Here is a 26,314-nt window from a genome sequence, read left to right as displayed (position 1 = left end):
CTGTCCTAACCCGCCAAATTCTTCAGCAGGAACGTCAGTGCCGTCTGCGCGAAACTGTGCATGTTGCCGGAGCGGTCGTTGCTGCCGGTCTCCAGTGTCATGACCTCGTTTCGCGGGCCGGCGACGGCCATGCAGCTATGGCCAGCGGCGTCGCCATAACGATTGCCGGAGGGGCCGGTCGCGCCGGTTTCCGACAGTCCCCAGTCGCAGCCGAGGCGGGTGCGGATCTGCTCTGCCAGCATCTGCGCATAGGGCTCTGAAGATGAGCGCATGCCCGGTATCCGAAACGCGTCATCGGAAATATCCATCAACACGCGCCGCGCATCCCGCGTATAGATCACGCCGCCGCCGATGAAGTAGGCGGAGGCGCCGGGCACTGCGAGCAGTGCAGCGGAGATCAAACCGCCGGTCGAGGATTCAGCTATGCCGATGGTCTGCTTGCGCGCGATCAGCTCAATCGCGATCTTCTCGGCGAGGGGGATGAGATCTCTCATGACTTCTTCCCCCAAGGTTTAGACCAGGGCCTGATCCACGGCTTCTTCGCCAGTGATCCATAGACAGCGCGAATGAAATTCTTGCTGGTGGTCTCATTCGGCGCCCATTTGGCGTCGAGATCGGCGAATGGCTTGGCCGCCAGAACCTCGTCCTCGGTCTTGCCCTCCTTGATCAGTTTGGCCATGCGATCGCGCGCCGTCACCAGCATGGTGCGATAGTCGACCAGCGCAGCCTTGTTGGCGAGCGGACCGTGGCCGGGAACGATCTTGGTGTTGTCATTCGCCAATTTGAGATAGGCGTCGGTCGCTGCGATCATCCCCTTGATATTGCCGCCGTTGAGGACGTCGATGTTGGGATAGCGGCCGTTGGTGAATGTATCACCGGTCGCAATGACATTGGCGCTCTTGAAGTAGACATAGGTATCGCCATCGGTATGCGCGTTGTCGGGATGGCGCAGTTCGGCGATGCGGCCGCGCAGGCTGAGCTTGAGTTGATGCGTATAAGTGTTGGTCGGCAGCGCCGCCTTGGGCGCAGGCGGATTCTGTGCGCCGGTCAGGAAATTCGTGGTGCCTTTTTTCAGGCGGGTTCTGACCTTGACGTTGGCGACGATGGTCGCGCCTTCATTGGCAAAGGCCTCGTTGCCGCCGGTGTGGTCACCGTGGAAATGCGTGTTGACGAGATACTTGACCGGCTGCGGTGTCACCGCGGCGATGGCCGCCTTGATCTTGTCATGCAGCGGGGCAAACTGGCTGTCGACGAGGATGGCGCCCGATTTGGCCGTGGCCAGCGTCATGTTGCCGCCCTGGCCTTCGAGCATGTAGACGCCGTCACCGAGATCCGTGGTCTTGATCTCGACCTTTGAGAAGTCGGGTGGCGGCGGTGCTGCCGGCGGTGTGGACGCCTGCTGTGCGAGCGCAGGCGCCAGCGCCAGAAGGGTGAAAACCGCGGCCAGTGTCGTCCGATTCATCGCAAGCTCCATTCCGAAACAGGCCAGACTTCTAGCATGTTTCGGATGGCGATCTGCTCGCGAACACGTGATGTCGACGATGCCGATCAGCGGCCAGAACGGTCACGTTCCGGCGGGACCTGCGAGAGCAGCCAGTCGCGAAAGGCCTTCAGCTTCCGCGAGTCGGAAGAGGCTTCGGGGGACACCAGATAGAAGCCGGCGTCGGCGGGCATGCGCATGTCGAAGGGCACCACCAGCCGGCCCTTGGCGAGATCGCCCTCCACATAGGTGGTGCGACCGATCGCGACGCCGAGGCCGTCGATCGCCGCCTGCAGGGTCATGAAGATCATGTCGAAGGTCAGGCCGGGCTGTTTCGAAATATCGGTTGGCAATCCGGCCGCGGTGAGCCAGAGCCGCCAGTCATCGTCATAGCCGCCGCTCGAATGCAGCAGCGTATAGTCCGCGAGATCCTGCGGCTTCAGCAGTGCCTTCTTTCCGGTGCGAAGCGCCGGGCTGCAGACCGGAAACAGATCGTCCGCCGTCAGCCAGTCGGCGCGGAGGCCAGGCCATTGGCCGCGGCCGTAGCGGATCGCGGCGTCGACATCGCCGCTCTTGAAATCGACCATGCTTGTCGATGTGGTGATGCGCACATCGATATCGGGATGGGCTTTCTGGAACGCTGAGATGCGCGGCAGGAGCCATTTCGATGCCATCGATGCGAGCGTGCTCACCGTCAGCACGTGGTCATTGTCGCGGCGCTTGAGCCGGTCTGTGGCAAGACGCAGATCGTTGAAGGCCGCGCGTACGCCGGGCAGATAGTCGTGTCCCTGCGGGGTGAGTGCGAGGGCGCGGTTCTGCCGAATGAACAGCTTGAGACCAAGCTCTTCTTCCAGCCGCTTGATCTGATGGCTGATCGCCGTCTGCGTGACGTTCAGCTCGCTTGCCGCATTGGTGAAGCTCAGATGGCGTGCGGCGGCTTCGAAGGCGCGCAGCCCGTTGAGTGACGGCAACCGGGTGCTCATCCACGCTCTCTCCCTGGCCACTCACTCCTCGGCCTATCCATGAGTTTGTCTCATGTGACGCGGTGCACAATGTCGTTTGTGCAATGTGAGAATGAAGCCGATATTTCCTAAATAAATTTAGCTTCAGGAGAGCAAAATGTCTAGTTGCACCCATGAATCGATGACAAATCATCATGCTCCGCTTAGCGTGGCGGCCATCGCCGAGACGTTCCACGTCTGGCGGGAGCGCGCCCATCAACGCCGCGAACTGGCCCATTGGAGCGAGCGTGACATCCACGACGCCGGCCTTTCGGTGGGCGACGTGATGGCCGAGGCCAGCAAGCCGTTCTGGCGCGCGTAAGGACGGTCCGATCGTCCGGGAGCAAGTGTCATGCAACATCTCAACCTCGATGACCTCGGTCAGTATTCCGATGTGGTGTTGTCACGCAGCGGCGCTGCGGTGACAGTTCGGTTTGTCGAGCTTCACGATGCGGACGCGTTGCAGGCCTATTTCCGCGGCCTGTCTGTGCGGTCGCGCTACAATCGCCTGATGGGCGCCGCCAGCGAATTGCCGGCGGGGCAGCTCGACAAGTTTATCCATGTCGGCGAGGCCGACAGTTTCTCGGTCGTCGCGACGGTCTCGCGCGATGGCTCGGAGACCATTGTCGGCGAGGCCCGCTACGCGTTCGATGAAGCGACGTCCCGTTTCGAACTGGGCCTGTCCGTAGCCGATTCCATGCAAGGGCAGGGCATCGGCCTGGCACTCATGTCCAATTTGGAATGCCGTGCTGCTGCGCTCGGAGCCGACCAGCTCTTCGGAGATACATTGCGCTCAAACGAGGCAATGCTCGCACTGGCCCGCAAGGCCGGCTTCACATTCGCGCCGACGCCGGGCGATTGGAAGCAGGTGCGCTTCGTAAAGCAGATCGATGCGGCGCCAACCGCAAACCCATGTGCGGTCTGGCGCCTCGCAGCGCAATCCCTGCAGCCGATGCTTGCCTAAGCGCGGCAACGCTCGCCACGTTCAGGCAAGGTATGATGCGACGAAGCAATTCAATCCCTCTTTAGCTCAGGATTGCTTCGTCGCATCTGCGTGTCTTGAAGACGGCGCCTATGCCGTCCCTTTCGCGAAGTCTGTCGATGTGGCCACGTCGCGCCACGCAGCCAGTTCCTTTTCGACAAAAGCATGCTTGCTCTCAATCCGCGCAACCGTGTCGCTGCCGAGCGGCAAGCGGACTGGAGGGGTCTTGGCAGCCGCGAGCTGCATGAAGGCCTTTGCCAGCTTGCTGGGATCGCCGGGCTGCGCATGATTGGCGTCGGCGGCATGGCCGCGAGTCTTGCCGACGGTGGCGTGATAGTCGCTGATCTCGAGTGCGGTGCGCACCAGCGAGTTATCGTCCAGAAAGTCGGTGCGGAAGAAGCCGGGCTCGACCACGGTCACATGGATGCCGAGCGGCGCGACTTCGGCGGCCAGTGCTTCACTGATGCCTTCGACCGCGAACTTGGTCGAGCCATAGACGCCCCAGCCCGGAAAGCCTGCATATCCGCCGACGGATGAAATGTTCATGATGTGACCGGAGCCCTGTCGGCGCATATGCGGCAGCACGGCGCGGGTGACGCCGAGCAGGCCGAATACGTTGGTGGCATAGAGACGTTCGACTTCCTTGGCACTGGCTTCCTCGATCGCGCCGAGCAGGCCATAACCGGCATTATTGACCAGCACATCGATGCGGCCGAATTTCTTCACAGCCTGACCTGCGGCCTCGTGGGCCTCGGTCTCGCTGGTGACATCGAGCCGCGTCGCCAGCAGGCGCTCATGGGTGCCGAGACGTGCGGTGACAGCATTGGGATCGCGGGCCGTTGCAACGACGGCATCGCCCTGGGCCAAGGCCTCCGCCGCAATGAGGGCGCCGAAACCGCGGGATGCTCCTGTGATGAACCAGACACGCATGATCGTCTCCCTTTCGTAATGGCCCCGCGTCAGTGCCGGGCTGATGGGAGGAAACTAGCGGCTCGCCAGAACTGAAATAATCCTCTATTTATTCCATGTGTTCATGAGCTGGATTCAACAATGAGCCTGATCGGCCCGGCCGACCTCGCCACTTTTCTGGCGATTGCCCGCCATCGCAGCTTTCGCAATGCCGCCATTGAACTTGGCGTGTCCGCCTCCGCGCTGAGCCACGCTTTGCGCGGCATCGAGGAGCGTCTTGATGTCCGGCTGGTCAATCGCACCACCCGGAGCGTCGCGCTGACGGAGGCGGGCGAGCGGTTGTTCGTGCGGGTCAGTCCGGCGTTTCAGGACATCGATGACGCGCTGGAAGATCTCAATCATTTTCGCGGCAAGCCGGCGGGGACGTTGCGCTTCAATGCTGCCCGGCAATCCGCACAACTCGTGCTGCTGCCGATCGTCACGCGATTCCTGAAAGCCTATCCGGAGATCAATGTCGAGATTGCCGTGAATGACGGGCTTGTCGACATGGTCTCTGCCGGTTTCGATGCGGGCATCCGCTTCGGCGAAACTGTTGCGGCGGACATGATCGCGGTGCCGATCGGCCCGCGGCAGCGATCGGCCGTCGTTGCGTCACCCGGCTTCTTCAAGCAACACAAGCCGCCGCAGACGCCGCACGAGCTGAAAGATCTGCCATGTATCCGCTATCGATTCTGGGGCGGCGCGCTCTATCGCTGGGAGTTCGAGCGCGGCGGCATCGAGGTCGAGATCGACGTCGCGGGCGCGCTCACCTTGAACGATCAGGATCTGATGGTCGACGCCGCGCTGGACGGAGCCGGACTGGCTTATGTGTTCGAAGGCCAGGTCGAGGAGTTGATCGCCAAGCGAAAGCTTGTGCGAGTCCTCGCTGACTGGTGCCCGGCCTATCCCGGCTTCTTCATGTATTATCCAAGCCGCCGACAATTGCCGGCGGCATTGCGGGCCTTTGTCGATTTCGCCAAAACGCCCGCTCCTGCAAAGCCAAAGGCCTGATGCGCTTCAGTTGCCAGAGAAGTTTGGCTTACGCTTCTCGATGAAGGCTTGCACGGCTTCGCGATGATCCGCCGTCATGGTGGTGCGGATCAGGCGCTCCGCTTCATGGTCCCGTGCCGTCGCAAAATCGAAGGCGAGGGCCTCGTCGAGATTGTCCTTCATGTAGCGCAGCGCCAGCGTCGGTCCCTGGGCCATGCCACGGGCCATGGCGAAGGCTTCGTCCTGCAGCCTGTCGTCAGGCACTACGCGGTTGAACAGCCCGATGGCTTCGGCGCGGCTTGCCTCGACTTTGTCGGCCGTGAACATCAGCTCGCGCGCGCGGGCCGTGCCGACAAGACGCGTCAGCAGCCAGGCGATGCCGTAATCGCCGCTGAGACCGACGCGGAGATAGCCTGTCGAGACGAAAGCCGATTGCGCGGCGATGCGGATGTCGCAGGCCATAGCGATGGCGAGGCCCGCACCCGCAGCAGGGCCGGGAAGAGCGGCAATGGTCGGCTTGCGCACGGCAATGAGGGCGCCGGTCAGCAGGCGCTGTCGCTCCTGCAGGTCGGTAACGCGTTCGTCAAACGACATTTCCAGCACCGTCTGCTTGCGGTGCGCGCCCATGCCCTTCACGTCACCGCCGGAGCAGAAGGCCGTGCCGGCGCCGGTAATCAGGAGCGCGCCGACATCAGGATTTTCGCCACAGGTGCGGATCATCGTGCGCAATGCGGGCGTGAGATGATCCGACAGCGAGTTGCGCGCTTCCGGCCGGTTCAGGGTGATGACGGCAACGCGCTCGCGGATCTCACACAGCAGTTCGCTGGTGCCGGTGTCGATCACCTTTACGGCTTCACTCATGTGTCTCGCCCTGTTTCGCGTCAGAATTTCTCGACCCATGGACGGATTTCCAGCTCCGAACTCCATGCACTGCGGGGCTGCTGTAGCACGTTCCAGTAATTCATGGCGATGGCATCGGGGTCGAGCATCGAGTCCGGCCTGTCCGTTGGCTCAACGCGGACTGAACTGCGAATGCCGCCATCGATGACAAAGTGGGCGATGTGTATGCCCTGTGGCGCGAATTCGCGTGCGAGCGATTGTGCCATGCCGCGCAACGCGAACTTGCCCATGGCGAAGGGGGCCGATTGTGCGAAGCCTTTGATACTCGCGGAGGCACCGGTGAACAGGATGGCGCCGTGCTTGTTGGGCAACATGCGCTGCAATGCCTGTTGCGCGACCAGAAATCCGCCGAAGGCGCTAACAGCGATGGATTGTGCAACATCGGGAGGTGCGAGCTCGATAAAAGGCCCGCGGGCGCGTTGGCTGGCATTGTAAACGACGATATCGGGCGCGCCGATCTGGCGTTCGATATCTGCAAACAGCTTGGCGACATCTCCGGCCTGGGTCGCGTCGCAGGCAAAGGCCTTGGCGCCGGTCTCCTGGCATAGCGCATCCAGCTTGCCGGGATTGCGGGCGGCGAGTGCGACGCGGATGCCCTGTTTGGACAGCAGCCTCGCCAGCGATGCGCTGATGCCCTCACCGACGCCGACGATTAAAGCGGTTTCGTAATGCGGAATTTCCATGGATCAAATCTCCGGCTGGGGCACTTTATTCGCTGGCGCGGCAGGCGCATGATGAAGATGGAAACGCAACTGCCAAACACAAGAGGCCGTCATGAACGCCCACGCCCAGATTGCCGCCAATCTGATCGCACCCGACACGTCCGGCATGAATTTCTACCGGGCCGATCCGGCACTGACCGATTTGCTGCGTATTCATCTGCCGGAGGATCTGTTCAACCATATCGAGCCGCATCTCGATCGGCTGGGCGGTCTTGTCGGTGGGCCGCTCGATGAAGCCGGGCGGATGGCCGACAAGCATGGACCCGTGCTTCACCAGCGCGACAAGTTTGGCCAGGACGTGCAGTGGGTCGAATATCACCCGGCCTATCGCGAGCTTGAGAACGCAGCTTTCGGTGAGTTTGGCATTCACGCTTTGTCGCATCGCAAGGGGATCATGGGCTGGCCCTCGACCTATCCGGTGACAGCCAAGCACGCCTTTACGTTCCTGTTCAATCAGGCCGAGTTCGGCATGGGGTGTCCCATCAATGTCACCGATGGTGCTGCGAAGCTGCTGTCGAATTACGGCGACGATGCGCTGAAGGCCAAATATCTCGACAGGCTGACGCAGACCGACATGAGCAAGCTGACCCAGGGTGGTCAGTTCATGACCGAGAAGGAAGGCGGCTCCGACGTCGGCAAACTGACGACATCTGCCGTGCAGGAGGGCGATCACTGGCGGCTGTATGGAGAAAAGTGGTTCTGCTCCAATGCCGATGCGAAAGTCGTGATGCTGCTGGCGCGGCCGGAAGGCGCGGTCGGGGGCACCAAGGGTGTCGGCCTGTTCCTGATGCCGCGGACGCTCGATGACGGCACGCCCAATCACTACCGGATCGTGCGCCTGAAGGACAAGCTCGGCACGCGGTCGATGGCATCAGGTGAGATCAAGCTTGAGGGCGCTATCGCTTATGCCGTCGGCAAGCTCGATCGCGGCTTCGTGCAGATGGCCGAGATGGTGAATTCGTCGCGCCTGTCGAATGGCGTGAAGTCGACCTCGCTGATGCGCCGCGCCTGGCACGATGCGATGGCAGTCGCGCGCGGCCGTGTCGTGTTCGGCCAGCGCATCATCGACATGCCGCTGGCGCGGCGGCAGTTGATGAAGATCATGGTGGCGACCGAGCAGGCGTTGTCGATGAGCTTCCTCACCGCGGATGCGCTGGACCGTGCCGATGCCGGCAGTCAGGATGCTGCGGCACTGCTGCGGATCCTGACGCCGACGCTGAAATTCCGTGCGACGCGTGACGCGCGCAAGGTCTGCGGCGACGCGATGGAGATGCGGGGCGGCGTCGGTTATATCGAGGAATTCGCTACCGCGCGCCTGCTGCGCGATGCGCATCTCGGCTCGATCTGGGAGGGCACCGGCAATATCGTCGCGCTCGATGCGCTGACACGTGCGGTGGGCCGGCACGGTGCCGAGGCTGCGCTTGCTGCCGACTTGCATGCGCGGCTGGACGATTCTCCGAGCGTACCGCAGGCATGGCGCGATCGGCTGCGCGGTCTCGCCGACCGTGCCATCGGCTTCGCGCGTGAGGTTGCCGCACGGTCGGACAATGAAGGTGATGCCCGCCGCGCAACGAGTTCACTATATCATGTGGCCAGCGCCATCGCGATGACATGGGAAGCGCACCGCATCCACGAACGACGTGGCGATGCGCGGCGCCTGCTGCTGTCGCGCCTCGTGATCGATCATCGCCTGATGACGCCCGATCCGTTTGCTGTGATCGAAAGCGAAACGCAGAAACAGATCGTCGCGCATCTGCTCGGTGAGCGCGATGTCAGCATGGAGGAGGCCAGTCGGCTGATGCTGGCCTGACCTGATCGCAGGGACTATGAGCGTGGACCGTTATCTTTCAGGAACCCGAGCAGCAAGCGGCTGACCTCTTGTGGTTGTTCCTGCTGCACCCAATGGCCTGCGCCGTCGATCAAGTGCACCGCGCGCATATTCGTGCAGGCGCTGTTTTGCATCGTCTCGATGGCGCCGGGACGCTGATAGATGCCCCAATCCTGCTTGCCGGAGATGAAAGCTGAAGGGACGTCGATAGTGCGACCGGCAAACGTCTCGTAGTCGGCATTGAACGCGCCCGTCGTATTGCAGCGATACCACTGCAATCCGCCCTGGAAGCCGGTGCGGGCATACTCACCGGCATAGAAGGCCAGTTCATTGTCCGGCAACCATTTGCATGATGCGATCTCTTCAGGCGTTGGCATCTCTGCAGCGACGGTCTCGGCCATTGTCTGGTCGCGGTCCATCACATAATAGGTCGGCAGTTTCGCAAGTTCATTCGCCGTCCAGCCCTGCAATGGAGTGGGCGTATTGCCCGGCCAGTCCGCGCTCTTGTGATGATAATAGGCGCGCAGGAAATCATGCACGCCTTGCGGTGCATGTTGCATATCAGCGTTGGCAGCACGCGTCGCGTAGTACCACTGATAGTGGATACGCGGCCGCGGCAATGCCGCGAGGTCGCGATGCACGGGATCATCGGTCTTAGGCGGTGCCGGCTGATCGGCGGTGCCGAAAGGCAGCGATGGAGGTCCGGCAAAGGGCGCGCTCATCAGGGCAACGGATCGGAATACATCCGGCCGCACCAGCGAGCACCAGGCTGCGACCGAGCTGCCATAGTCATGTCCGACCACCGCATCGACATGGCGATAGCCGAAGGCGGCGACGAGGCCGACCGCATCGCGCACGAGGTTGAGCAGATTGAAGGGACGCAGATCGCCATCATGGTCTGCGCTCCAGCCGGTGGTACGACCATAGCCGCGTTGGTCCGGCGCAATCACGTGATAGCCGGCCGCGGCGAGCTGCGGCATGACCTTGCGCCAGCTGAAGGCCAGCTCGGGAAATCCGTGCACCAGCAGGATGCAGGGCCGGCTTTTGGTTTCAAAGCCGGCCTCCAGCACATGCACGCGCAAACCGTTGATGTCCTCGACAAAACGCGAGCGAATTCCAGCCGGCAGAATGTTGGGATCGATGGGTGTCACGTCGCCTCCATGCTGCACTTGTGCGGCAGCGTGAGTGCACTCCAGCGCAAGCACCGTGAAAAGACAACTAGCGTTTGAAGCGGGCCACCAATTCGATATGGGGCGTATGCCGGAACTGGTCCACGGGTGTGACGCTCTCTAGCTTGTAGCCGCCATCGATCAGGATCTTTGCATCGCGTGCGAAGGTCTGGACGTTGCACGACACGGCGACGACGACGGGGATCTTGCTGGCCGCGAGCCGTTCGACCTGTGCCTGCGCGCCCTGACGCGGCGGATCGAATACGACAGCGTCGAAGTCGCGCAGCTCCTGCGGCACCAGTGGACGGCGAAACAGGTCGCGCATCTCCGCCTTGATCGGCTTCAGGCCCTTGGTGTCCTTGATGGCCTGTTGCAGCGATGTGATCGCGCCACCGTCGCTGTCGAGGGCGGTGACCTTGGATTTGGTTGCAAGCCGGAGCGCAAAGGGACCGATGCCGCAGAACAGGTCGGCGATGTTCTTCGCGCCCTTGCACAGCTGCAGCACAAGTGCTGCCAGTGTCTCTTCACCGGCCGCGGTGGCCTGCAGGAACGAGCCGGGTGGTAATGTGACCTGTGCGCTGCCCATCGTGACGACCGGCGGCACGCGCATCAGCACGAGTTCGCCATGCCGTGTGAGGCGCGCGAGTTTGTGCGCTTCAGCGATGCGCGACAGCGCTGTGATGATCGCGGTCGGCAATGGCCCGGTGCCGCGGACGTCGATATCTAGTCCGTTGCTGGCCGCTGTCACCTGAATGTCCAGCGGCTTGCTGACCGGCTTCAATACCTCGGCCAGCGCGCGCGCGGCATCGAGCGCGCCATCCAGTGCAGGATCCAGGATCGGGCACGCGTCGATGGCGATGATGGCGTGGCTTGCCGATGCGGCGAAGCCGACACGCAGTCCGCCATCGCTGCCACGCCGGGCATGCAACGTCACGCGGCGGCGGCCGGCACCATGGGCATCGACGATCGGATCGACCGGGCAAGTGATCTTCGCCTGCGCCAGCGTGTCGATCACGATCTGGCGCTTCCAGGCCTGATAGGGATCGGGTTGCCAATGCTGGATGGCGCAGCCGCCGCAGCGCGTGAAGTAGGTGCAGAACGGATCAATTCGTTCCGGGCTGGCGGTGTCGATCTGCAGCAATCGTCGACGCTCCGGATGTTCGTCGTCGCGTTCCGTCTCGACGATCTCATGCGCCAGCGTGTAGGGCACGAACAGCGACGCGCCATTGGTGAGGCTGACGCCGTCGCCGCGCTGGCCGACATGATCGATGGTCAGGCGTTCAGCCACGCCGGGCACCCATGAAGAATTCGATATTGCCGTCACCGCCGGTGATCGACGACGGGAAGACCTCGATATCGGTGCAGCCGAGCGTCCTGGCAAAATCCGTGATGTCGTCGCAGATGGCCTGATGCACGGCAGCGTTCTTGATGATGCCGCGCTTGGATTGCTTCCGGTCGGCCTCGAATTGCGGCTTGATCAGCGCCAGCAGGCTCATCGGCGCCGCCGCGAGTGACAGCGCGACAGGCAGCACCGCCTTGAGCGAAATGAAGCTGACATCGATTACCACGACGTCTGGACGCGCCGGCAGGCGCTTGTTTTCATAGCTGCGGATATCCGTTTCTTCCATCGAGATGATTTTCGGATGGCCGTGCAGCGATGGATGAAGCTGGCTGTGCCCGACATCGATGGAGAAGACCATGCTGGCGCCGTTGGCGAGCAGCACTTCGGTAAAACCGCCGGTGGAGGCGCCGACGTCGAGGCAGACGTGGTCCTCGATCTCGATCGGATATAGCTCAAGCGCACCTGCGAGCTTGACCCCGCCGCGCGAGACCCAGGGATGCGCCGGTTCAGCCTCAATCGCGGCGTCGAGCAGCAGCGGTTCTGACGCTTTGGCGACCGCTTTGCCGTTGGCCTTCACAAGCCCCGCTTCGATGGCGGCTTGCGCACGCGCGCGGCTTTCGAAAATTCCGCGATCGACGAGAAGCGTATCGGCGCGTTTGCGCGGCGCGGCAGCAGTGTTCTGAGATTTCGTCATGGTCAGTACGATGCAGCAAGTTTCAAACAGGCTTCGAAGCTCGTCAGATCCTGCCAGAGATCATCGGGTGCTTCACGGGGGACGATCATGGACGCGCCATAGAGATCGAGCGCGTGGATCATCATCAGATTGTCGGCGAGGCCGAAATTTTCGACGGTGAGCCCGTTCGCATCCACCAGATGTCCGTCCTGATCGGTGATCTCCGTCATACGGCGGACGCGGTCGAGATAGAGCGCAGGGTCGTTGCAATAGCCGAAGCAGAGCTTGCCGTGCCCCGCCATATAGCCGAGCTCGAACACCGTACCGGCGTCGGCGCTTGGACCGCGAAACGGCGTGAGATTGGCGATGATAATGTCGCAGTGGTTCATCATCGCTTCGTTGCCGTGGAAGATCTGGCGCGAGGCGTCGCCGGCATTGATGTCGATGGCGTTATCGAGCGGGAAGAACCCGTGCGCGCCGTAGCGCTTGCAGAGCGCGACCTTCTGCCGGCCGATCTCGGCGGCATTGGGCAGGAACACGTCGGGGCCTGCGAGATAGATATTCATGAAGTCCCCGTCTCATGGTGAGCCGCGCCGACATTGACGAGCCAATTCAGACGAGAACGAGGCAATCCGGCGGTTCCTGCCGAATTGCCTCGTTGTATTCTCTTCGCAATTGCAAACGCGATGTCGCGTTCAGATCAAGCGAGCTTGACGGTCTCGGCCTTGAAATCCTTGCCGAGGGTCTCGAACACCTTCTTGACGATCCCCTTGGAGTCCAGACCCGCCTGGGCATACATCGCTGCCGGCGTGTCGTGATCCTGGAACATGTCGGGCAGCACCAGCGAACGCATGCGCAGACCGCCGTCGAGCATGCCGTTGTCGGCGAGCAGCTGCATCACATGCGAGCCGAATCCACCAATCGAACCTTCTTCGACGGTCAGAAGGATCTCGTGATCGCGGGCGAGCTTGAGGATCATGTCAGTGTCGAGCGGCTTCATGAAGCGCGCGTCGGCAATCGTGGTCGACAGGCCGTGGGCGGCGAGTTCGTCGGCGGCCTTCTCACATTCGGCAAGGCGCGTGCCGAACGACAGAAGAGCAACCTTGCTGCCTTCGCGGACGATGCGGCCCTTGCCGATTTCCAGGGGAATGCCGACTTCCGGCATCTCGACTCCGCGGCCTTCGCCGCGCGGATAACGCAGGGCGCTCGGTGAATCGTTGATGGCGACCTGGGTCGCGACCATGTGGACCAGTTCGGCCTCGTCGGAGGCAGCCATGATGACCATGTTCGGCAGACAGCCGAGATAGGCATTGTCGAATGAGCCCGCATGGGTCGCACCATCCGCACCGACCAGTCCGGCGCGGTCGATAGCGAAACGCACGGGCAGATTCTGGATCGCCACGTCGTGGACGATCTGGTCGTAGCCGCGCTGCAGGAAGGTCGAGTAGATGGCGCAGAACGGCTTGTAGCCTTCGGTCGCAAGACCCGCGGCAAAGGTCACCGCATGCTGCTCCGCGATGCCGACGTCGAAGGTGCGGTTCGGGAACGCCTTGTTGAAGATATCGACGCCTGTACCCGACGGCATGGCCGCGGTGATGGCGACGATCTTGTCGTCCTTCTCGGCTTCCTTGACGAGGCTCTGGCCGAACACGTTCTGATAGGCCGGGGCGTTGGGCTTGGACTTCGACTGGGTGCCGGTGGCGACGTCGAATTTGACGACCGCATGATATTTGTCAGCGGCGGCTTCGGCCGGACCGTAGCCCTTGCCCTTCTGGGTCACGACGTGAAGCAGGATCGGGCCGGTCTCCATGTCGCGGACGTTCTGCAGCACGGGCAGCAGATGATCGAGGTTATGACCGTCGATCGGACCGACATAATAGAAGCCGAGCTCTTCAAACAGCGTGCCGCCGTTGACCATGAAACCGCGCGAATATTCTTCGACGCGCTCGGCACGATCGGCGATCAGCTTCGGCAGATGTTTGCCGAGCTGCTTGGCGGCATCGCGCAGCGAGCGGTAGGTCTTGCCCGAATACATGCGCGACAGATAGGCCGACATGGCGCCGACCGGCGGCGCGATCGACATGTCGTTGTCGTTGAGGATGACGATGAGGCGGGAATTCATCGCGCCTGCGTTGTTCATGGCTTCATAAGCCATGCCTGCCGACATCGAACCGTCACCGATCACGGCGATAACGTTGTTCTTGCCGCCGGAGAGGTCGCGGGCGACCGCCATGCCGAGGCCGGCGGAGATCGAGGTCGAGGAATGCGCGGCGCCGAACGGATCGTATTCGCTCTCGCTGCGCTTGGTGAAGCCGGACAGACCACCGGCGGTGCGGAGCGTACGGATACGGTCGCGGCGACCGGTGAGGATCTTGTGCGGATAGGCCTGATGGCCGACGTCCCAGATGATGCGGTCGCGCGGCGTATCGAAGACGTAGTGGAGGGCGGTGGTCAGTTCGACAACGCCGAGGCCGGCGCCGAAGTGGCCGCCGGTGACGGACACCGCATCGATGGTTTCCTGACGAAGCTCGTCGGCAACCTGACGAACCCGCTCGATCTTCAGCTTCCGGAGATCTTCCGGAGTCTTGATGGTATCGAGCAACGGTGTCTTACTAAAATCGGTCACGGCACTATTCCAATTTTACATGTCCGGGACTGCGTCTGGCTTCGGGGCCGTCGCGTTTCCGCGCGCCCACCGGACAACCGCAGCCTCCAGAACCGGGAAGCCTGTTTCGAGGCCTTATAATGGGCTTCGATTTTTCAGTGTGATATCTAACATGCTTGGCGGCGACTTCATCTGATCATTTTTGCCAGATGAATGAAGCGCTTATCTACGTTAACGGCCGGCGTTTCAGCCTGCTCGTCAGCGCATAGTCCTAGTCCCTTTACACCAAAGCGATGGCCAAAGCCAACCGCTGTGCCTGCGGGGGTGGCAGCACAAAGGCGCTATGGACATTCGCGCGGTGTGCCTAGCCGATGCGCCGGGCGACCGGTTCCGTCTCATGGGAACCCGTGTGGGTAGGGCTCTTCGCGCCCAAATCGAGCTTTTTCCATGCGTTTTCGCGGGTAGTGGGGGTGCCGTCCACCAACGCCAAAGTTGTGGCCGGCTGACTGACACGCCCCCTGAGAGGCACAGGCCCGCAAACGATCATGAAGAAATCGTAGGCATGCGGCCGCTCATTGGCCATGACGAACTGGAAGTGCACCCGGAAGAACTTCCAGCGGAACCGGTTGTAATGTTCCGGGCGGATGATTTCGCGGAACCGGACGGGGACGATGGTGGGATTCCGCCGGGCCGGGCCGGCGTCGATCCCGTGACCGGCGATGGGATCGAACGGAAAGAAGTTCATCACGTCCTTGCGGGATTGGCAGTCGATCCAGTCGATGGAAGGCTCCACGGCCAGCAGCCGCAAATTGTCGCGAAAGCCTTGCGCGACTCTATGGAAGCCGACGATGGGCATATTCCCGCCGAGCGTCAGCAGCACGACGCGAGGGCCGTGGCTGCCGAGTTCCGGATCGAGTTTCAGCGCGCGGGCGAGGATTTCGGAGCCAAGGAACGATCCGGAGCTGTGACCGACCAGCACGATTTCCTGCGCTTTGGTAGACTTGGCGACCTGGACCAGATGCTGCGCGAAGCGGTCGATCCGGGCGTCCCAGTCCGGCCGGTTGCCGTGGGAAAACTGCCAGGTGAAGATCGTGTCGGCCATCAGATAGAGCAGATAGGTGTGCTTTTCGGTGTATTTCAGCAGCGAGCCGAGGACGGCCACGAACACCGCCACAGCGCCGCAGCCCACCAGAAATCCGTGTATTCCAAGCGCCTGCAGCCCCAACGCGAACAGCCAGGCGATGCCCGCCGACCAGATCGCTCCGTTGAGCAGCAGGACGTGGGGCCAGCTGATGAAGGTGGCGAAGCGCCAATGCGCCTTCCAGAACCGGCCCATCGTGCCGGAGAAGACAAGGCCCCAATAGATGGCGATGGCGTGGATCAGCGTGCGCCAGATCGGCACGGCCAGATCGCGCTGGATCATGTCTTCCCAGCGCAGGAAATCGTAATCGGTCGTGGTCTGCCAGCCGTCGCCGGAGGTTTCGATGCACCAGGAGGCGGATTCATGCGCGAATTCGCCGTCCGTATGACCTTTCGGTCGGCTGACCGAGGTGGTCAGGCCATAAAGGCGGCCGAACTTGCGCAGTTCGGTCCGAAACATGCGGTAATACTGCGAGAGTCCCCGCGGATCGTATCCCTGCACATAGATGACATGACGGTGCTGGACGCGCACGCTGGTTCCCCGGACTGACGGCGGACTATAAACAGGCCGCGCCATGCGCCAAGCGCTAATTCGGCCGCGGGGTGGTGCGAGGTCTCAGCCGCGCGATTTCCTACTGGACGTCCAGCGGTTCGGTGCCGACCGCTTTGCCGTTCGAATCCGTGGTGATCTTGTCCACGCGGGCTTCGGCCTGACGCAGCAATTCGTCGCAACGCCGCTTCAGCGCCTCGCCGCGCTCATAGATGGCGACCGACTCTTCCAGCGGCACCTTGCCGTCTTCGAGGCGCTTCACGATCGATTCCAGTTCTTCGATCGCGGTCTCAAACGTCAGCTTCTTGACGTCAGCATGGGTGTTCTCGGCCATTCGGTTTCCCGTGTGCGCATTTTGGAAGGACGGAGTCAAAGATATGTTTGAGGGCGTATTGTGGCGGGTACGTTTTGCGACCTGCGCCCCTTTCAGCGCGATGCCCCCATCAGCGCAGAGACATGGGCCGCGGCCGATTCTTTCAAGCCCTGCAGATCATAACCACCCTCGAGTACCGAGACAATGCGGCCACCGGCGGTGCTGTCGGCGAGATCCATCAGCTTGCGCGTCACCCAGCCGAAATCCTCGGCGTCCAGATTAAGCGACGCGAGCGGATCGCGACGATGCGCATCGAAGCCGGCAGAGATGATCAGCAGTTCCGGTGCGAATTTCTGGAGTTGCGGCAGGATGAGATTGTCGAAGGCAGAGCGAAATTTTGCACTGCCGTCGCCGTCATGCAGCGGGGCATTGACGACTGTGTCGTGCTCGCCGCGCTCCTGGGATGCACCGGTACCGGGAAACAGCGGCATTTGATGTGTCGAGCAATACATCACGGTGGGGTCGGCCCAGAAAATGTCCTGCGTGCCATTGCCATGGTGGACGTCGAAATCCACGACGGCCGCGCGGGTAATGCCGTAGGTGCGCTGCGCATACCGCGCTGCAATCGCCGCCTGATCGAAGAAGCAGAAGCCCATCGGCTTGTTGTGCTCGGCATGATGGCCGGGCGGGCGCGTCGCGACGAAGGCATTGGTGTGCTCGCCTTTCATCACCGCGTCGGTCGCCGCGATTGCGCCGCCGACGCCGCGCATCACCGCTTCCCAGGTGCCGGGGGACATCGACGTGTCGCCGTCGAGATAGACGAGGCCGCTGCTCGGCGCGACATGGCGCAGCTCATCGATGTAATGATTGTCATGACAGAGGCTGACGACGTCGAGATTGCCCTCCGGCGCTTCGCCCCGCACCAGCGCGTTGAAGCGGTCTTCGCTGAGTGCCTGCGCCACCGCGCGCATACGGTCGGGGCGTTCGGGATGACCGGGCGGGGTGAGGTGATCGAGCGAGGCCGGATGGCTCAGAAGAAGTGTCGTCATGCAAATGGTCCGCAAGCGCAGGGTGCGCTGGTATGATGAGACGATAACCTAGCCGGTCAGGTCAGGTTCCGATAGGGGGGCATCGCTGGTGCGGTTGTCCCCTAACAAAGCTACCGATCAGAATTATGGATCGCTTTCTTCACATTCGATTCATGTCGTTTCATCGACACCGCCTGACGCCGCGGAATTGAAATGCGCGTTAAGTCGCGGCTGCTATCGGTGGAGGCCGCGGCATTCTGCGGAGAAGGTGCGCATATTCCATCGTCGGACTCCGCAGTTGCGCTCGCGTCTGGGGTGGGTTCGTACGCGATGAGTGAATCGAAATATCCAAGGCGCGTACCCCATCTCTTGCGTTCGGTGTGGCCGTTCGTTGCCATCGTCTTGCTGCAGGCATTTCTCGCCGGCACCAGCATCCACATCCTGTCGTCGGTCCGCGCCTATGTCACCGGCGAAAGCCGATGGTCGAAGGGGCAGATGGAGGCGGTGCATTCGCTCAGCCTCTATGCCGAGACCGGCGACGACAAATATTATCGTCTCTATCAGGCGAGCATCGCCGTGCCGCTCGGGGATCTCATCGCGCGCCGCGCGCTCGAACAGGCGGTGCCGGATCTGCGGGCTGCCTATGACGGATTCCTGCAAGGCGGCAACGATGCCGCAGACATCCCCGGCATGATCTCGCTGTTTCGCAATTTCAGCAAGGTCGTCTATCTCGCCCGAGCCATCGAGACCTGGCACGCCACCGATCCCGTGATCCAGAATTTGGTGGATACGGCCGACGCCATTCACGCCAGCGTCACCGATGGCAAGGTGGGATCGATGCGCCTTGCAGCCCTGAAGGCGCAAATCGACCAGATCAATGAACAGACCTCGCCGCTGGCAGTGGAGTTCTCCCGACGCCTCGGCATCGGCTCCCGCGCCATTCAAGGCATTCTGCTGGTCGCCAATGTGTTCACCGCGGCGCTGTTGATCCTGCTCGGCATCTGGCGGACACGTAATCTGCTGATCCAGCGTCAGCGCTTCGAGACGGCGCTGAAGATCGAGAAGGAGCGTGAGCAGAAATACATCTCACGTCTCGCGTTCCAGGCCTCGCATGATGCACTGACGGGGCTGGCGAACCGCCGCGAATTCGAGCGTCGGGTCCAATACGTATTGCCGCGGATCGACGCCGATGCGCGGCCGCATGCACTGATGTTCCTCGATCTCGATCAATTCAAGATCGTCAACGACACCTGTGGCCATGCTGCCGGCGATCATCTGCTGCGGCAGGTCTCGGGCATACTGAAAAAACATCTGCGCCCGGACAATCTGTTGGCCCGCCTCGGCGGCGATGAATTCGCTGTGCTGCTGGAACGCTGCGAGCCGGATCGTGCGGCGGCGACCGCCGAGCGATTGCGGCGGACGGTCGAAGAGCTGAACTTCGTCTGGAACGGACGTTCGTTCAACGTCACCGTCAGTATCGGCCTCGTCTGTATCGCGCAGCCCGAGGTGACACTGGAAGAAGCGCTGCGCGCGGCCGATGCAGCTTGTTACATGGCCAAGGAGAAAGGCCGCAATCGCGTTACACTGCATCAGCCCAGCGATTCCGAATTGCTGCAGCGGTTCGGCGAAATGAACTGGGTACAGCGCATTCACGATGCGCTGGAACAGGATCGCTTCTGTCTCTATGCCCAGAAGATCATTCCGCTCAGCGAGCGCGAGGATGGCACTCTGCATGTCGAACTGTTGTTGCGGCTGCGCGACGAGGCGGGGCAACTGGTTGCGCCCGGCCATTTCATTCCCGCGGCAGAACGTTATGGTTTGATGACGCCGATCGATCGCTGGGTGGTCAGGAATGCGTTCATCATTCTCGCCGCGCGATTGGTCGAAGGTGCGACGCCGGTCTCGACCTGCGCCATCAATCTGTCCGGCGCGACATTCAAGGATGAAAGCTTTCTGGACTATGTCCGCGAGCAGTTCCGCATCTATCGGATACCGCCGACCATCATCTGCTTCGAGATCACCGAGACAAGCGCCATCGCCAATCTCGCCGATGCCAATAAATTCATCCAGGCGCTGCAGCAGATCGGTTGCCGCTTCTCGCTGGACGATTTTGGCAGCGGCATGTCGTCCTTCGCCTATCTCAAGCACCTGCCTGTGGACTATCTCAAGATCGATGGCTCCTTCGTCAAGGACATGCTCACCGATCCGATCGACCGCGCCATGGTCGAGATGATCAGCCATATCGGCAAGATCATGGGCAAGCGGACGGTGGCGGAATTTGTCGAGAGCGACGAGATCATCACGACGCTCACCGAGATCGGCGTGGACTTTGCGCAGGGATATGCGGTGGGCCGGCCGGAGCCGTTCGATGTCCATAGCGAGATCGATCGGAGAAACGTGGCGTAGAAGGTGGAGCGGTTGAATTTCATGATCGTCATGGCCAGATGGCGCGAAGCGAGCTTCGCAATAATCCCAGGCCTCTCCCCACGTCATGGCCGGGCTTGACCCGGCCATCCATCTTTCTTGTGCGACGGTGTGCGGGCCAAGCTGGATCCCCGGGTCAAGCCCGGGGATGACACCTGTGGGTGCGGCGCCTCCATCGCAGATTCAAATTTCAAACAGCCACTGCTCTTCAGACATGCGTCATCGCCCCCATTGTTTGCGGCGCGGGGCGCCGTCGTCCTTTGCATTCCCACCCCCTTGTGAGAGGGCGTGCGGAACGCCGGGTGCCCGTTGCACCCTTGGGCCTGATGCGAATGCGGTCTTCCGCAATTGAGAGTGCATCAGGACTTTCGGAGGCGTCGGGCGATTGCCCGACGTTCCGCCTGCGGTGTTTTTTCGGTTGCTTGCACATCTGCCATGGCGAACGGTCCCATCACCAAAATTAATGTCCCAGGGCGGAGGGACAGGGTAGCCGCAAAGCACTTGGCCGAACGCGTTTCGATTTGGTCGTCCGTCACACTGTCCCGGAGTCTTTCCATCCCAAGGCCAAACGTCTCCTTGCCAGTGGCAGTGCTGGCGCAGATCCGTCCTGCCCGAAGACAGACGTCACCCCCAAACCGCGTGACGCCGCATCTCCGGCGTCCACCGCATCCCACCCCGCGAACGTGACGATCGCGATCGCCCCTCTCGGTGGGGCAGGACGAGGGGGAATATAATCAATGCAGGGATATTGTCAACGGGGGATAGGAAAAAATGTTTGGGCGCCCCAAACTGTCATTCCGGGGCGCGAGGAGACGCCGCAGGCGGCGTATCGCGAACCCGGAATCTCGGCATGGGAGTCTCTGATCGTGCCAAACACATCGAGATTCCGGGTTCGCACTACAGCGGCTCCGCCGCTTTCGTGCGCCCTCAGGCAAACCAATTGGTTTGCCGGGGAATGACGAGCTTGGATCGAGATTCCGGGGCCGGGGAATGACGAGCCATGATGATTCCGGAATGACAGCTTGGGGCCGACAGGCGCTCCGCTAATCCACCCGCGCAATCCGCCCCAGCGGCATCGGCGACACCGGGCTGTTGGCCTTCATGTAAGCGTTCAGCGCATCGACATCGTAGACGCCGACCAGCGGCTCCTTGCCCTCTTTCAATACCGTGAAGCCATCGCCGCCGACGGCCAGAAAGCCGTTCACGGTGACGCGATAGTTGGCCGTGGGATCGATCACCTTGCCATCCAGCATCATGCGCCCGGGCGGGACGCGCTGACCCGCCGCCGCCGTGTTGTCCCACGCGTAGCTGAAGCCTTTCGAGGCCTGCAGGATGCGCGGCCGGCTCGGCGTGTTCCATTGCTGCTCGAGCATCGCCTTGATTTGCGCGCCGGTGAGCGTCAGCGTCACCAGCTGGTTGCGGAACGGCTGCGCTGCGAAGACGTCGCCATAGGTCACGCTGCCGTCGGCCGATTTGGTGATGTCGGCGCGGATGCCGCCGGGATTGGTAAAGGCGATCACGGCGGCGCCGAGATTGCCGGCCGATGTCGCGGCGAGATGTGCGTCGGCGATGATATCGCCAAGTGGGCTTTCGCCGGTCGTCATGTCGGGCATGCGCGACAGCGTTGCGGTGATCGATCCCGCAGGACGGCGGGCGATCGGCGCGGCAACCTTGTCATAGGCGGCGAGCAAGGCGGTCTGCGCGGGATCGGCGGGATAGGTCGCCGTGCGCACGATGACGTTGTCGGCCTTGGCGCTGATGACATCGCGCGTCGTACGGTCGAGCTTGAGGTCGATGGTGGTGACCAGCGTGCCGTATTTGTCGCCTGACGTGACGAGGCGTCCGTCGATCTGGCAGGTGTAGGCGCGGTGCGTGTGACCACTGACCACGACATCGACCGCCTTGTCGAACTTCTTCACAATATCGACGATTGGTCCGGAAATACCCGGGCATTCATTGTAGTCGCCGGTGGGGAAGCCGCCCTCATGGATCAGCACCACGATGGCCTCGACGCCTTTGGCCTTCAGTTCGGGCACCAGCGCATTGACCGTCTCGGCTTCGTCCCTGAATTCGAGACCGGCAATGCCGGGCGGCGCCACGAGGCCGGGCGTACCTTTCAGCGTCAGGCCGATGAAGGCGACGGGAATGCCGTCGAATGTCTTGATCTGATAGGACGGCAGCAGCGACTGGCCGGTCTTGGTATCGATGGTCGAGGCGGCGAGATAGTTGAACGTCGCGCCGGCAAACGGATGCGGGCCTTGGCAGCCATCGACGGGATGGCAGCCACCGTTCTGCATGCGCAGCAGCTCCTCGCGGCCTTCGTCGAATTCGTGATTGCCGACCGAGGCGATCTCAAGGCCCATCATCGATAGTGCCTCGATGGTCGGTTCATCATGAAACAGCGCGGAGAGAAACGGGCTGGCGCCGATCAGGTCGCCCGCGGCCACGAATACGCTGTTCGCCTTGCCGGCGCGGAGCTGCTTGACCAGCGTCGCCATATGCTCGGCGCCGCCGGCGGGCACGGTGATCTTCTTCGTCCTGTCGGCGGGATCGTCGATACTGATACCGCCGGGGGCAGGGCGCAGATTGCCGTGGAAGTCGTTGATGGCAAGGACGGTGACGTCGACGGGGGTGGGGGATGTCTGGGCGTGGGCGGTTGCGCCACACGCAAGTGAGATCAAGAGAGCGAGAGATGCGATGCGCGCCGTCTTAACCTCTCCCCGTGCTTTACGGGGAGAGGTCGGATCGCTCTTGCGATCCGGGTGAGGGGCGGCGCAAGGGCATTGCCATTCGGGAGAGCTATCGGGTCGCATGATTTTGAGCATCTTGTATCGATGATTGAGGACTTTGGCGTCTCAGTGCGACAGCGATGTGATCCGCTAGATCTCCATCGATGCTGGCATGGTGCCATGCCCCTCACCCGCCGCGAAGACGCGTCGACCTCTCCCCGTAAGCACGGGGAGAGGTTAGATTACGCCTTCTTGCGCGCGAAGAACGCCTTGAACGCCGCGCTCGCTTCCTGCGACTTCATGCGCTCGCCGAACAGATGGCTCTCCTGATCGATGCGCCGCGTGAGATCCTCGGGCGGGAGCTTCAGCAGCCGGCGCGAGATTGCCACGGCTTCCACCGGCAGTGCGCAGATCTCGCGGGCGACCTTGCGCGCCTCGACTTCGGTGTGACCGGGCGGCACGATTTCGTTGATGAAACCAGCGGCCTGGCCATCTTCCGCCGTCATCGTGCGGCCCATCACCAGCGCGGCGAAGGCCCGCTGATGACCCATGGTGCGCGGGAACAGCAGGCTGGAGGCGGCTTCCGGCACCAGGCCGAGATGAATGAACGGCGTTGAGAAGGTTGCGGTGGTCGAGGCCAGCACATAGTCGCAGTGGAAAAGCATGGTCGTGCCGATGCCGATGGCAATGCCATCCACCGCGGCGATGATCGGCTTGGTGTTCTGCGCCAGCGAATACAGAAACTTCACGGCGTTCGACGCGCGTGGGGACTCGGCCTTTTCGGCGCTGTCCTTCAGAAAATCCTGCAGGTCGTTGCCCGCGGTGAAGGCGCCGGAGCCGCCGGTGATGATCATGCAGCGGATATCGGGATTGTTCTGCGCGGTGTCGATCGCGTCCGACATGGCGTGATACATGTCCTGCGTCAGCGCGTTCTTCTTTTCCGGCCGGCGCAGCGTGATCACGCGCGTGGCCTCGTCGTCGGTCACGATCAGATGTTCGGTCATGTCAATTCCCTGGCATAGCCCATAGCGCCCCGCAAAAAGCGCGGTTGGCACGTTTCCTCTGCCGGATATTACATCAATCCGCTGCGGCCGATATGGTGGGCGATGGTTTATGCCAGCAAAACGGCGTCGGCGGACATCACGGATTCACTGGAGTCCATCACGGTGCGTTCAAGCGAACCAGCCTGCACCGCAACATTCTCCGCGAAGAACCGCGCAACTGTCACATAGCGTGCAGCGTCGCCGTCGCCATCGCGTGCGGCAAGGGCTTCGTTGGCCAGCATGCATCCGCCGAGTGCGGAGCCGAACAGCCGCAGATAGGGCGTGGCGCCGGACAGTGCGTCGTTCGGCGCCGAGGCCAGCTTCTCCAGCAGCCACTTGCTCGAACGCTCCAGCGAGCCGAGCGCGTCGCGGAGTTTTGCGCCGGTGGTGCCGAAGGCGGGATCGTTGGAGGCCTCGACGCGCGACACGATGCCTCCGAGTTCGTCCAGCAGTGCCCATACGGATTCGCCGCCCGATGCCGCGAGTTTGCGCGTGACGAGATCGATCGACTGGATACCGTTGGTGCCTTCATAGATCGCGGTGATGCGCGCATCGCGGTAGTGCTGCGCAGCGCCGGTCTCCTCGATGAAGCCCATACCGCCATGGATCTGCACGCCCAGTGACGTCACTTCATTGCCGATATCCGTGGAAAAGGCCTTGGCGATCGGCGTCAGCAGTGCGCCGCGTGCCGCCGCTTCGGTGCGCACCTTTGCGTCGGGCGAACGCGCGGCGACGTCGAGCGCCACGGCGGTGGCGTAGCAAATGGTGCGCGCAGCGGCGGTGAGCGAGCGCATCTGCATCAGCATGCGCTTGACGTCGGGATGCACGATGATCGGGTCCATGCCCGCGGTCTTGCTGCCGATGCCGCGGCCTTGTTTACGCTCCTGCGCAAAGGCCAGTGCCTGCTGATAGGCGCGGTCGGCGATGCCGACGCCTTCAAGGCCAACGCCGAGCCGGGCCTGGTTCATCATCGTGAACATGCACAGCATGCCGCGATTTTCCTCGCCGATGAGGTAGCCGACCGCGCCGCCCTTGTCGCCCATGGTCATGGTGCAGGTAGGGGAGGCGTGCATGCCGAGCTTGTGCTCGACGCCGGAGGCATGGATGTCGTTGCGTTCACCGAGCGAGCCGTCGGTATTGACGAGAAATTTCGGAATCAGGAACAGCGAGATGCCCTTGGTACCGGCGGGGGCATCGGGCAATCGCGCAAGCACGAAATGCACGATGTTATCGGTCATGTCGTGATCGCCATAGGTGATGAAGATCTTGGTGCCGGAGATGCGATAGCTGCCGTCGGCCTGGCGCTCGGCGCGCGAGCGCAGGGCGCCGACATCGGAGCCGGCCTGCGGCTCGGTGAGCTGCATGGTGCCGGTCCATTCGCCGGTGACGAGCTTTTCCAGATAGATCTTTTTCAGCTCATCGCTGCCATGGGCGTCGAGCGCTTCGATGGCCGACAGTGTCAGCAGCGGGCAAAGGCCGAAGGCGATGTTCGACGCGCTCCAGATTTCGGTGCAGGCGGCATTGATCGCCAGCGGCAGGCCCTGGCCGCCGAAGGCTTCGGGGCCGGAGACGCCGTTCCAGCCGGCGGCAGTCCAGCGCGCATAGGCATCGGGCCAGCCGGGGGCGGTGGTGACTTTATTATCTGCGAGCTTGATACCGTTCTTGTCGCCCACGGTATTGAGCGGCGCCAGAACGTCACTGGCAAAGCGGCCGGCTTCTTCGAGCACGGCAGCGGTCATATCGGCGTCGAAATCGCCGTAATGGCCGGCTTTCAGGGCCGCCTGCAGGCCGGCACCATGATTCAGGGCCAGCAGCATGTCGTTGATCGGTGCTCGGTAGGTCATGGCATCTCGCTCCCAGAAATTCTTTGGGTACACTTTTCAGCTTTCCGCCGTCTTCCCACGAAACGGGCGGCTCCTCAACACGCCAAAGGGCGCATCCGGGGCTCTCTATGGCTGGGGCGGCAAGATCCGAGCCTCCGTATGGGGAAACGAAATCCGCCGACTTCTGCTGCAATATCAATGGCTATCTTGAAGCTGACTTGTGCGATACGACGCATCCATGTTGATGCGGATCAAAAGCTGGGCCCGGAACATCAAGACGGACACGCATGCCGTCTATCTCGCCGCGCGCGATCCGCGGGTGCCATGGTTTGCGAAGGTGCTCGCGATCGCTGTCGCCGCCTATGCGCTGTCGCCGATCGATCTCATTCCGGACTTCGTGCCGGTCCTCGGCTATCTCGACGACCTGATCATCGTGCCGCTGGGTATCTGGCTCGTGGTGGCGCTGGTCCCGGGCGAGGTGATGGCGGAGTACCGGATCAAGGCGCTCGAGGCCGCAGAACGCCCGACCAGCAGATCGGGCATGATCGCCATCATCGTATTGTGGCTGGCGAGCGCACTGCTGATGGGGTGGCTCGGCTATCGCTACTGGATGCAGGCCTGATC

General features: G+C 62.2%; 23 protein-coding genes. 6 read left to right on the top strand and 17 right to left on the bottom strand.

The annotated features are described in order from the left end of the window. Window positions 1-5: 5 nt before the first annotated feature. The 3 genes from BLW80_RS05065 to BLW80_RS05055 form a co-directional block, all read right to left on the bottom strand. Window positions 6-494, bottom strand: coding sequence for a CinA family protein (locus BLW80_RS05065; RefSeq protein ID WP_093757054.1), 489 nt, complete (start codon window positions 492-494; stop codon window positions 6-8). After that, window positions 491-1,462 (bottom strand): MBL fold metallo-hydrolase, encoded by a 972-nt coding sequence (locus tag BLW80_RS05060; protein ID WP_170849577.1) that lies wholly within the window; start codon window positions 1,460-1,462, stop codon window positions 491-493. Before BLW80_RS05060 ends, BLW80_RS05065 begins: the two co-directional genes overlap by 4 nt. Before the next feature lie 86 nt (window positions 1,463-1,548). Next, window positions 1,549-2,463 carry a transcriptional regulator GcvA gene (locus BLW80_RS05055; protein WP_093757052.1) on the bottom strand — a complete coding sequence of 305 codons (915 nt, stop codon included), beginning with the start codon at window positions 2,461-2,463 and terminating at the stop codon, window positions 1,549-1,551. A gap of 136 nt (window positions 2,464-2,599) precedes the next feature. Here BLW80_RS05055 and BLW80_RS05050 point away from each other — a divergent pair, with 136 nt between their 5' ends. Beyond that, window positions 2,600-2,803, top strand: a complete 204-nt coding sequence (locus BLW80_RS05050) for a DUF1127 domain-containing protein (RefSeq protein WP_093757051.1) — start codon at window positions 2,600-2,602, stop codon at window positions 2,801-2,803. A 30-nt stretch (window positions 2,804-2,833) separates the two neighbouring features. After that, on the top strand, window positions 2,834-3,445 hold the full coding sequence (locus BLW80_RS05045) for a GNAT family N-acetyltransferase (RefSeq protein WP_093757050.1): 612 nt from the start codon (window positions 2,834-2,836) through the stop codon (window positions 3,443-3,445). Between the two features lie 108 nt (window positions 3,446-3,553). Here BLW80_RS05045 and BLW80_RS05040 read toward each other — a convergent pair whose 3' ends face one another. Then, window positions 3,554-4,393, bottom strand: coding sequence for an oxidoreductase (locus BLW80_RS05040; RefSeq protein ID WP_093757049.1), 840 nt, complete (start codon window positions 4,391-4,393; stop codon window positions 3,554-3,556). A gap of 120 nt (window positions 4,394-4,513) precedes the next feature. On the opposite strand from BLW80_RS05040, the gene BLW80_RS05035 reads away from it, so the two are divergent. Then, entirely contained in the window at window positions 4,514-5,422 is a 909-nt protein-coding gene (locus tag BLW80_RS05035) for a LysR family transcriptional regulator (RefSeq protein ID WP_093757048.1), read from the top strand. A gap of 6 nt (window positions 5,423-5,428) precedes the next feature. On the opposite strand, the gene BLW80_RS05030 is transcribed toward BLW80_RS05035, so the two are convergent. Continuing rightward, window positions 5,429-6,262: an enoyl-CoA hydratase gene (locus tag BLW80_RS05030; protein WP_093757047.1), complete on the bottom strand. Its 834-nt coding sequence runs from the start codon at window positions 6,260-6,262 to the stop codon at window positions 5,429-5,431. 20 nt (window positions 6,263-6,282) lie between these two features. Continuing rightward, window positions 6,283-6,984 carry an SDR family NAD(P)-dependent oxidoreductase gene (locus BLW80_RS05025; protein ID WP_093757046.1) on the bottom strand — a complete coding sequence of 234 codons (702 nt, stop codon included), beginning with the start codon at window positions 6,982-6,984 and terminating at the stop codon, window positions 6,283-6,285. A gap of 91 nt (window positions 6,985-7,075) precedes the next feature. On the opposite strand from BLW80_RS05025, the gene BLW80_RS05020 reads away from it, so the two are divergent. Beyond that, window positions 7,076-8,833 carry an acyl-CoA dehydrogenase family protein gene (locus BLW80_RS05020; protein ID WP_093757045.1) on the top strand — a complete coding sequence of 586 codons (1,758 nt, stop codon included), beginning with the start codon at window positions 7,076-7,078 and terminating at the stop codon, window positions 8,831-8,833. Window positions 8,834-8,847: 14 nt separating this feature from the next. Here the strand turns inward: BLW80_RS05020 and BLW80_RS05015 are convergent, their stop codons facing one another. The 8 genes from BLW80_RS05015 to BLW80_RS04980 form a co-directional block, all read right to left on the bottom strand. Continuing rightward, entirely contained in the window at window positions 8,848-9,993 is a 1,146-nt protein-coding gene (locus BLW80_RS05015; protein WP_093757354.1) for an alpha/beta hydrolase, read from the bottom strand. A gap of 76 nt (window positions 9,994-10,069) precedes the next feature. Further along, window positions 10,070-11,308, bottom strand: coding sequence for a class I SAM-dependent RNA methyltransferase (locus BLW80_RS05010; protein WP_093757353.1), 1,239 nt, complete (start codon window positions 11,306-11,308; stop codon window positions 10,070-10,072). Beyond that, window positions 11,301-12,056, bottom strand: a complete 756-nt coding sequence (locus tag BLW80_RS05005; RefSeq protein ID WP_093757044.1) for a TlyA family RNA methyltransferase — start codon at window positions 12,054-12,056, stop codon at window positions 11,301-11,303. Before BLW80_RS05005 ends, BLW80_RS05010 begins: the two co-directional genes overlap by 8 nt. A 2-nt stretch (window positions 12,057-12,058) precedes the next feature. Then, on the bottom strand, window positions 12,059-12,601 hold the full coding sequence (locus tag BLW80_RS05000; protein ID WP_093757043.1) for a nucleoside 2-deoxyribosyltransferase: 543 nt from the start codon (window positions 12,599-12,601) through the stop codon (window positions 12,059-12,061). Between the two features lie 134 nt (window positions 12,602-12,735). Next, window positions 12,736-14,661 (bottom strand): 1-deoxy-D-xylulose-5-phosphate synthase, encoded by a 1,926-nt coding sequence (gene dxs, locus BLW80_RS04995; protein WP_089265987.1) that lies wholly within the window; start codon window positions 14,659-14,661, stop codon window positions 12,736-12,738. A 343-nt stretch (window positions 14,662-15,004) separates the two neighbouring features. Next, window positions 15,005-16,357, bottom strand: a complete 1,353-nt coding sequence (locus BLW80_RS04990; protein ID WP_170849576.1) for an alpha/beta hydrolase — start codon at window positions 16,355-16,357, stop codon at window positions 15,005-15,007. A gap of 55 nt (window positions 16,358-16,412) precedes the next feature. Next, window positions 16,413-16,664, bottom strand: a complete 252-nt coding sequence (locus tag BLW80_RS04985) for an exodeoxyribonuclease VII small subunit (protein ID WP_089265989.1) — start codon at window positions 16,662-16,664, stop codon at window positions 16,413-16,415. A 92-nt stretch (window positions 16,665-16,756) separates the two neighbouring features. Continuing rightward, window positions 16,757-17,692 carry a histone deacetylase family protein gene (locus BLW80_RS04980; protein WP_093757041.1) on the bottom strand — a complete coding sequence of 312 codons (936 nt, stop codon included), beginning with the start codon at window positions 17,690-17,692 and terminating at the stop codon, window positions 16,757-16,759. Between the two features lie 309 nt (window positions 17,693-18,001). On the opposite strand from BLW80_RS04980, the gene BLW80_RS04975 reads away from it, so the two are divergent. Then, window positions 18,002-20,077 (top strand): putative bifunctional diguanylate cyclase/phosphodiesterase, encoded by a 2,076-nt coding sequence (locus BLW80_RS04975; RefSeq protein ID WP_093757352.1) that lies wholly within the window; start codon window positions 18,002-18,004, stop codon window positions 20,075-20,077. A gap of 1,061 nt (window positions 20,078-21,138) precedes the next feature. Here the strand turns inward: BLW80_RS04975 and BLW80_RS04970 are convergent. The 3 genes from BLW80_RS04970 to BLW80_RS04960 all read right to left on the bottom strand — a co-directional run bounded on the left by BLW80_RS04970 (window position 21,139) and on the right by BLW80_RS04960 (window position 25,711). Next, complete coding sequence (locus BLW80_RS04970; RefSeq protein ID WP_093757351.1) at window positions 21,139-22,908, bottom strand: bifunctional metallophosphatase/5'-nucleotidase; 1,770 nt, start codon at window positions 22,906-22,908, stop codon at window positions 21,139-21,141. Window positions 22,909-23,066: 158 nt separating this feature from the next. After that, complete coding sequence (locus BLW80_RS04965; RefSeq protein WP_093757040.1) at window positions 23,067-23,828, bottom strand: crotonase/enoyl-CoA hydratase family protein; 762 nt, start codon at window positions 23,826-23,828, stop codon at window positions 23,067-23,069. Window positions 23,829-23,935: 107 nt separating this feature from the next. Next, the gene (locus tag BLW80_RS04960; RefSeq protein WP_093757039.1) at window positions 23,936-25,711 is read right to left on the bottom strand and encodes an acyl-CoA dehydrogenase family protein; all 1,776 of its coding nucleotides are present in this window, start codon (window positions 25,709-25,711) and stop codon (window positions 23,936-23,938) included. 217 nt (window positions 25,712-25,928) lie between these two features. On the opposite strand from BLW80_RS04960, the gene BLW80_RS04955 reads away from it, so the two are divergent. Further along, window positions 25,929-26,312, top strand: a complete 384-nt coding sequence (locus tag BLW80_RS04955) for a YkvA family protein (RefSeq protein WP_093757038.1) — start codon at window positions 25,929-25,931, stop codon at window positions 26,310-26,312. Window positions 26,313-26,314: the final 2 nt, after the last annotated feature.

This window comes from Tardiphaga sp. OK245 (assembly GCF_900108575.1).
Classification (GTDB): Bacteria; Pseudomonadota; Alphaproteobacteria; order Rhizobiales; family Xanthobacteraceae; genus Tardiphaga; species Tardiphaga robiniae.
Note: the sequence above shows the minus strand (reverse complement) of the source record. Positions and strands in the feature narration are given on the sequence as shown.

Bases quoted from the DNA above. Each gene is read 5' to 3' on its own strand.
- BLW80_RS05065 (WP_093757054.1), bottom strand. From the start codon at position 494: ATGAGAGATCTCATCCCCCTCGCCGAGAAGATCGCGATTGAGCTGATC.
- BLW80_RS05060 (WP_170849577.1), bottom strand. From the start codon at position 1,462: ATGAATCGGACGACACTGGCCGCGGTTTTCACCCTTCTGGCGCTGGCG.
- BLW80_RS05055 (WP_093757052.1), bottom strand. From the start codon at position 2,463: ATGAGCACCCGGTTGCCGTCACTCAACGGGCTGCGCGCCTTCGAAGCC.
- BLW80_RS05050 (WP_093757051.1), top strand. From the start codon at position 2,600: ATGTCTAGTTGCACCCATGAATCGATGACAAATCATCATGCTCCGCTT.
- BLW80_RS05045 (WP_093757050.1), top strand. From the start codon at position 2,834: ATGCAACATCTCAACCTCGATGACCTCGGTCAGTATTCCGATGTGGTG.
- BLW80_RS05040 (WP_093757049.1), bottom strand. From the start codon at position 4,393: ATGCGTGTCTGGTTCATCACAGGAGCATCCCGCGGTTTCGGCGCCCTC.
- BLW80_RS05035 (WP_093757048.1), top strand. From the start codon at position 4,514: ATGAGCCTGATCGGCCCGGCCGACCTCGCCACTTTTCTGGCGATTGCC.
- BLW80_RS05030 (WP_093757047.1), bottom strand. From the start codon at position 6,262: ATGAGTGAAGCCGTAAAGGTGATCGACACCGGCACCAGCGAACTGCTG.
- BLW80_RS05025 (WP_093757046.1), bottom strand. From the start codon at position 6,984: ATGGAAATTCCGCATTACGAAACCGCTTTAATCGTCGGCGTCGGTGAG.
- BLW80_RS05020 (WP_093757045.1), top strand. From the start codon at position 7,076: ATGAACGCCCACGCCCAGATTGCCGCCAATCTGATCGCACCCGACACG.
- BLW80_RS05005 (WP_093757044.1), bottom strand. From the start codon at position 12,056: ATGACGAAATCTCAGAACACTGCTGCCGCGCCGCGCAAACGCGCCGAT.
- BLW80_RS05000 (WP_093757043.1), bottom strand. From the start codon at position 12,601: ATGAATATCTATCTCGCAGGCCCCGACGTGTTCCTGCCCAATGCCGCC.
- BLW80_RS04990 (WP_170849576.1), bottom strand. From the start codon at position 16,357: ATGGCGCGGCCTGTTTATAGTCCGCCGTCAGTCCGGGGAACCAGCGTG.
- BLW80_RS04985 (WP_089265989.1), bottom strand. From the start codon at position 16,664: ATGGCCGAGAACACCCATGCTGACGTCAAGAAGCTGACGTTTGAGACC.
- BLW80_RS04980 (WP_093757041.1), bottom strand. From the start codon at position 17,692: ATGACGACACTTCTTCTGAGCCATCCGGCCTCGCTCGATCACCTCACC.
- BLW80_RS04975 (WP_093757352.1), top strand. From the start codon at position 18,002: ATGAGTGAATCGAAATATCCAAGGCGCGTACCCCATCTCTTGCGTTCG.
- BLW80_RS04970 (WP_093757351.1), bottom strand. From the start codon at position 22,908: ATGCGACCCGATAGCTCTCCCGAATGGCAATGCCCTTGCGCCGCCCCT.
- BLW80_RS04965 (WP_093757040.1), bottom strand. From the start codon at position 23,828: ATGACCGAACATCTGATCGTGACCGACGACGAGGCCACGCGCGTGATC.
- BLW80_RS04960 (WP_093757039.1), bottom strand. From the start codon at position 25,711: ATGACCTACCGAGCACCGATCAACGACATGCTGCTGGCCCTGAATCAT.
- BLW80_RS04955 (WP_093757038.1), top strand. From the start codon at position 25,929: ATGTTGATGCGGATCAAAAGCTGGGCCCGGAACATCAAGACGGACACG.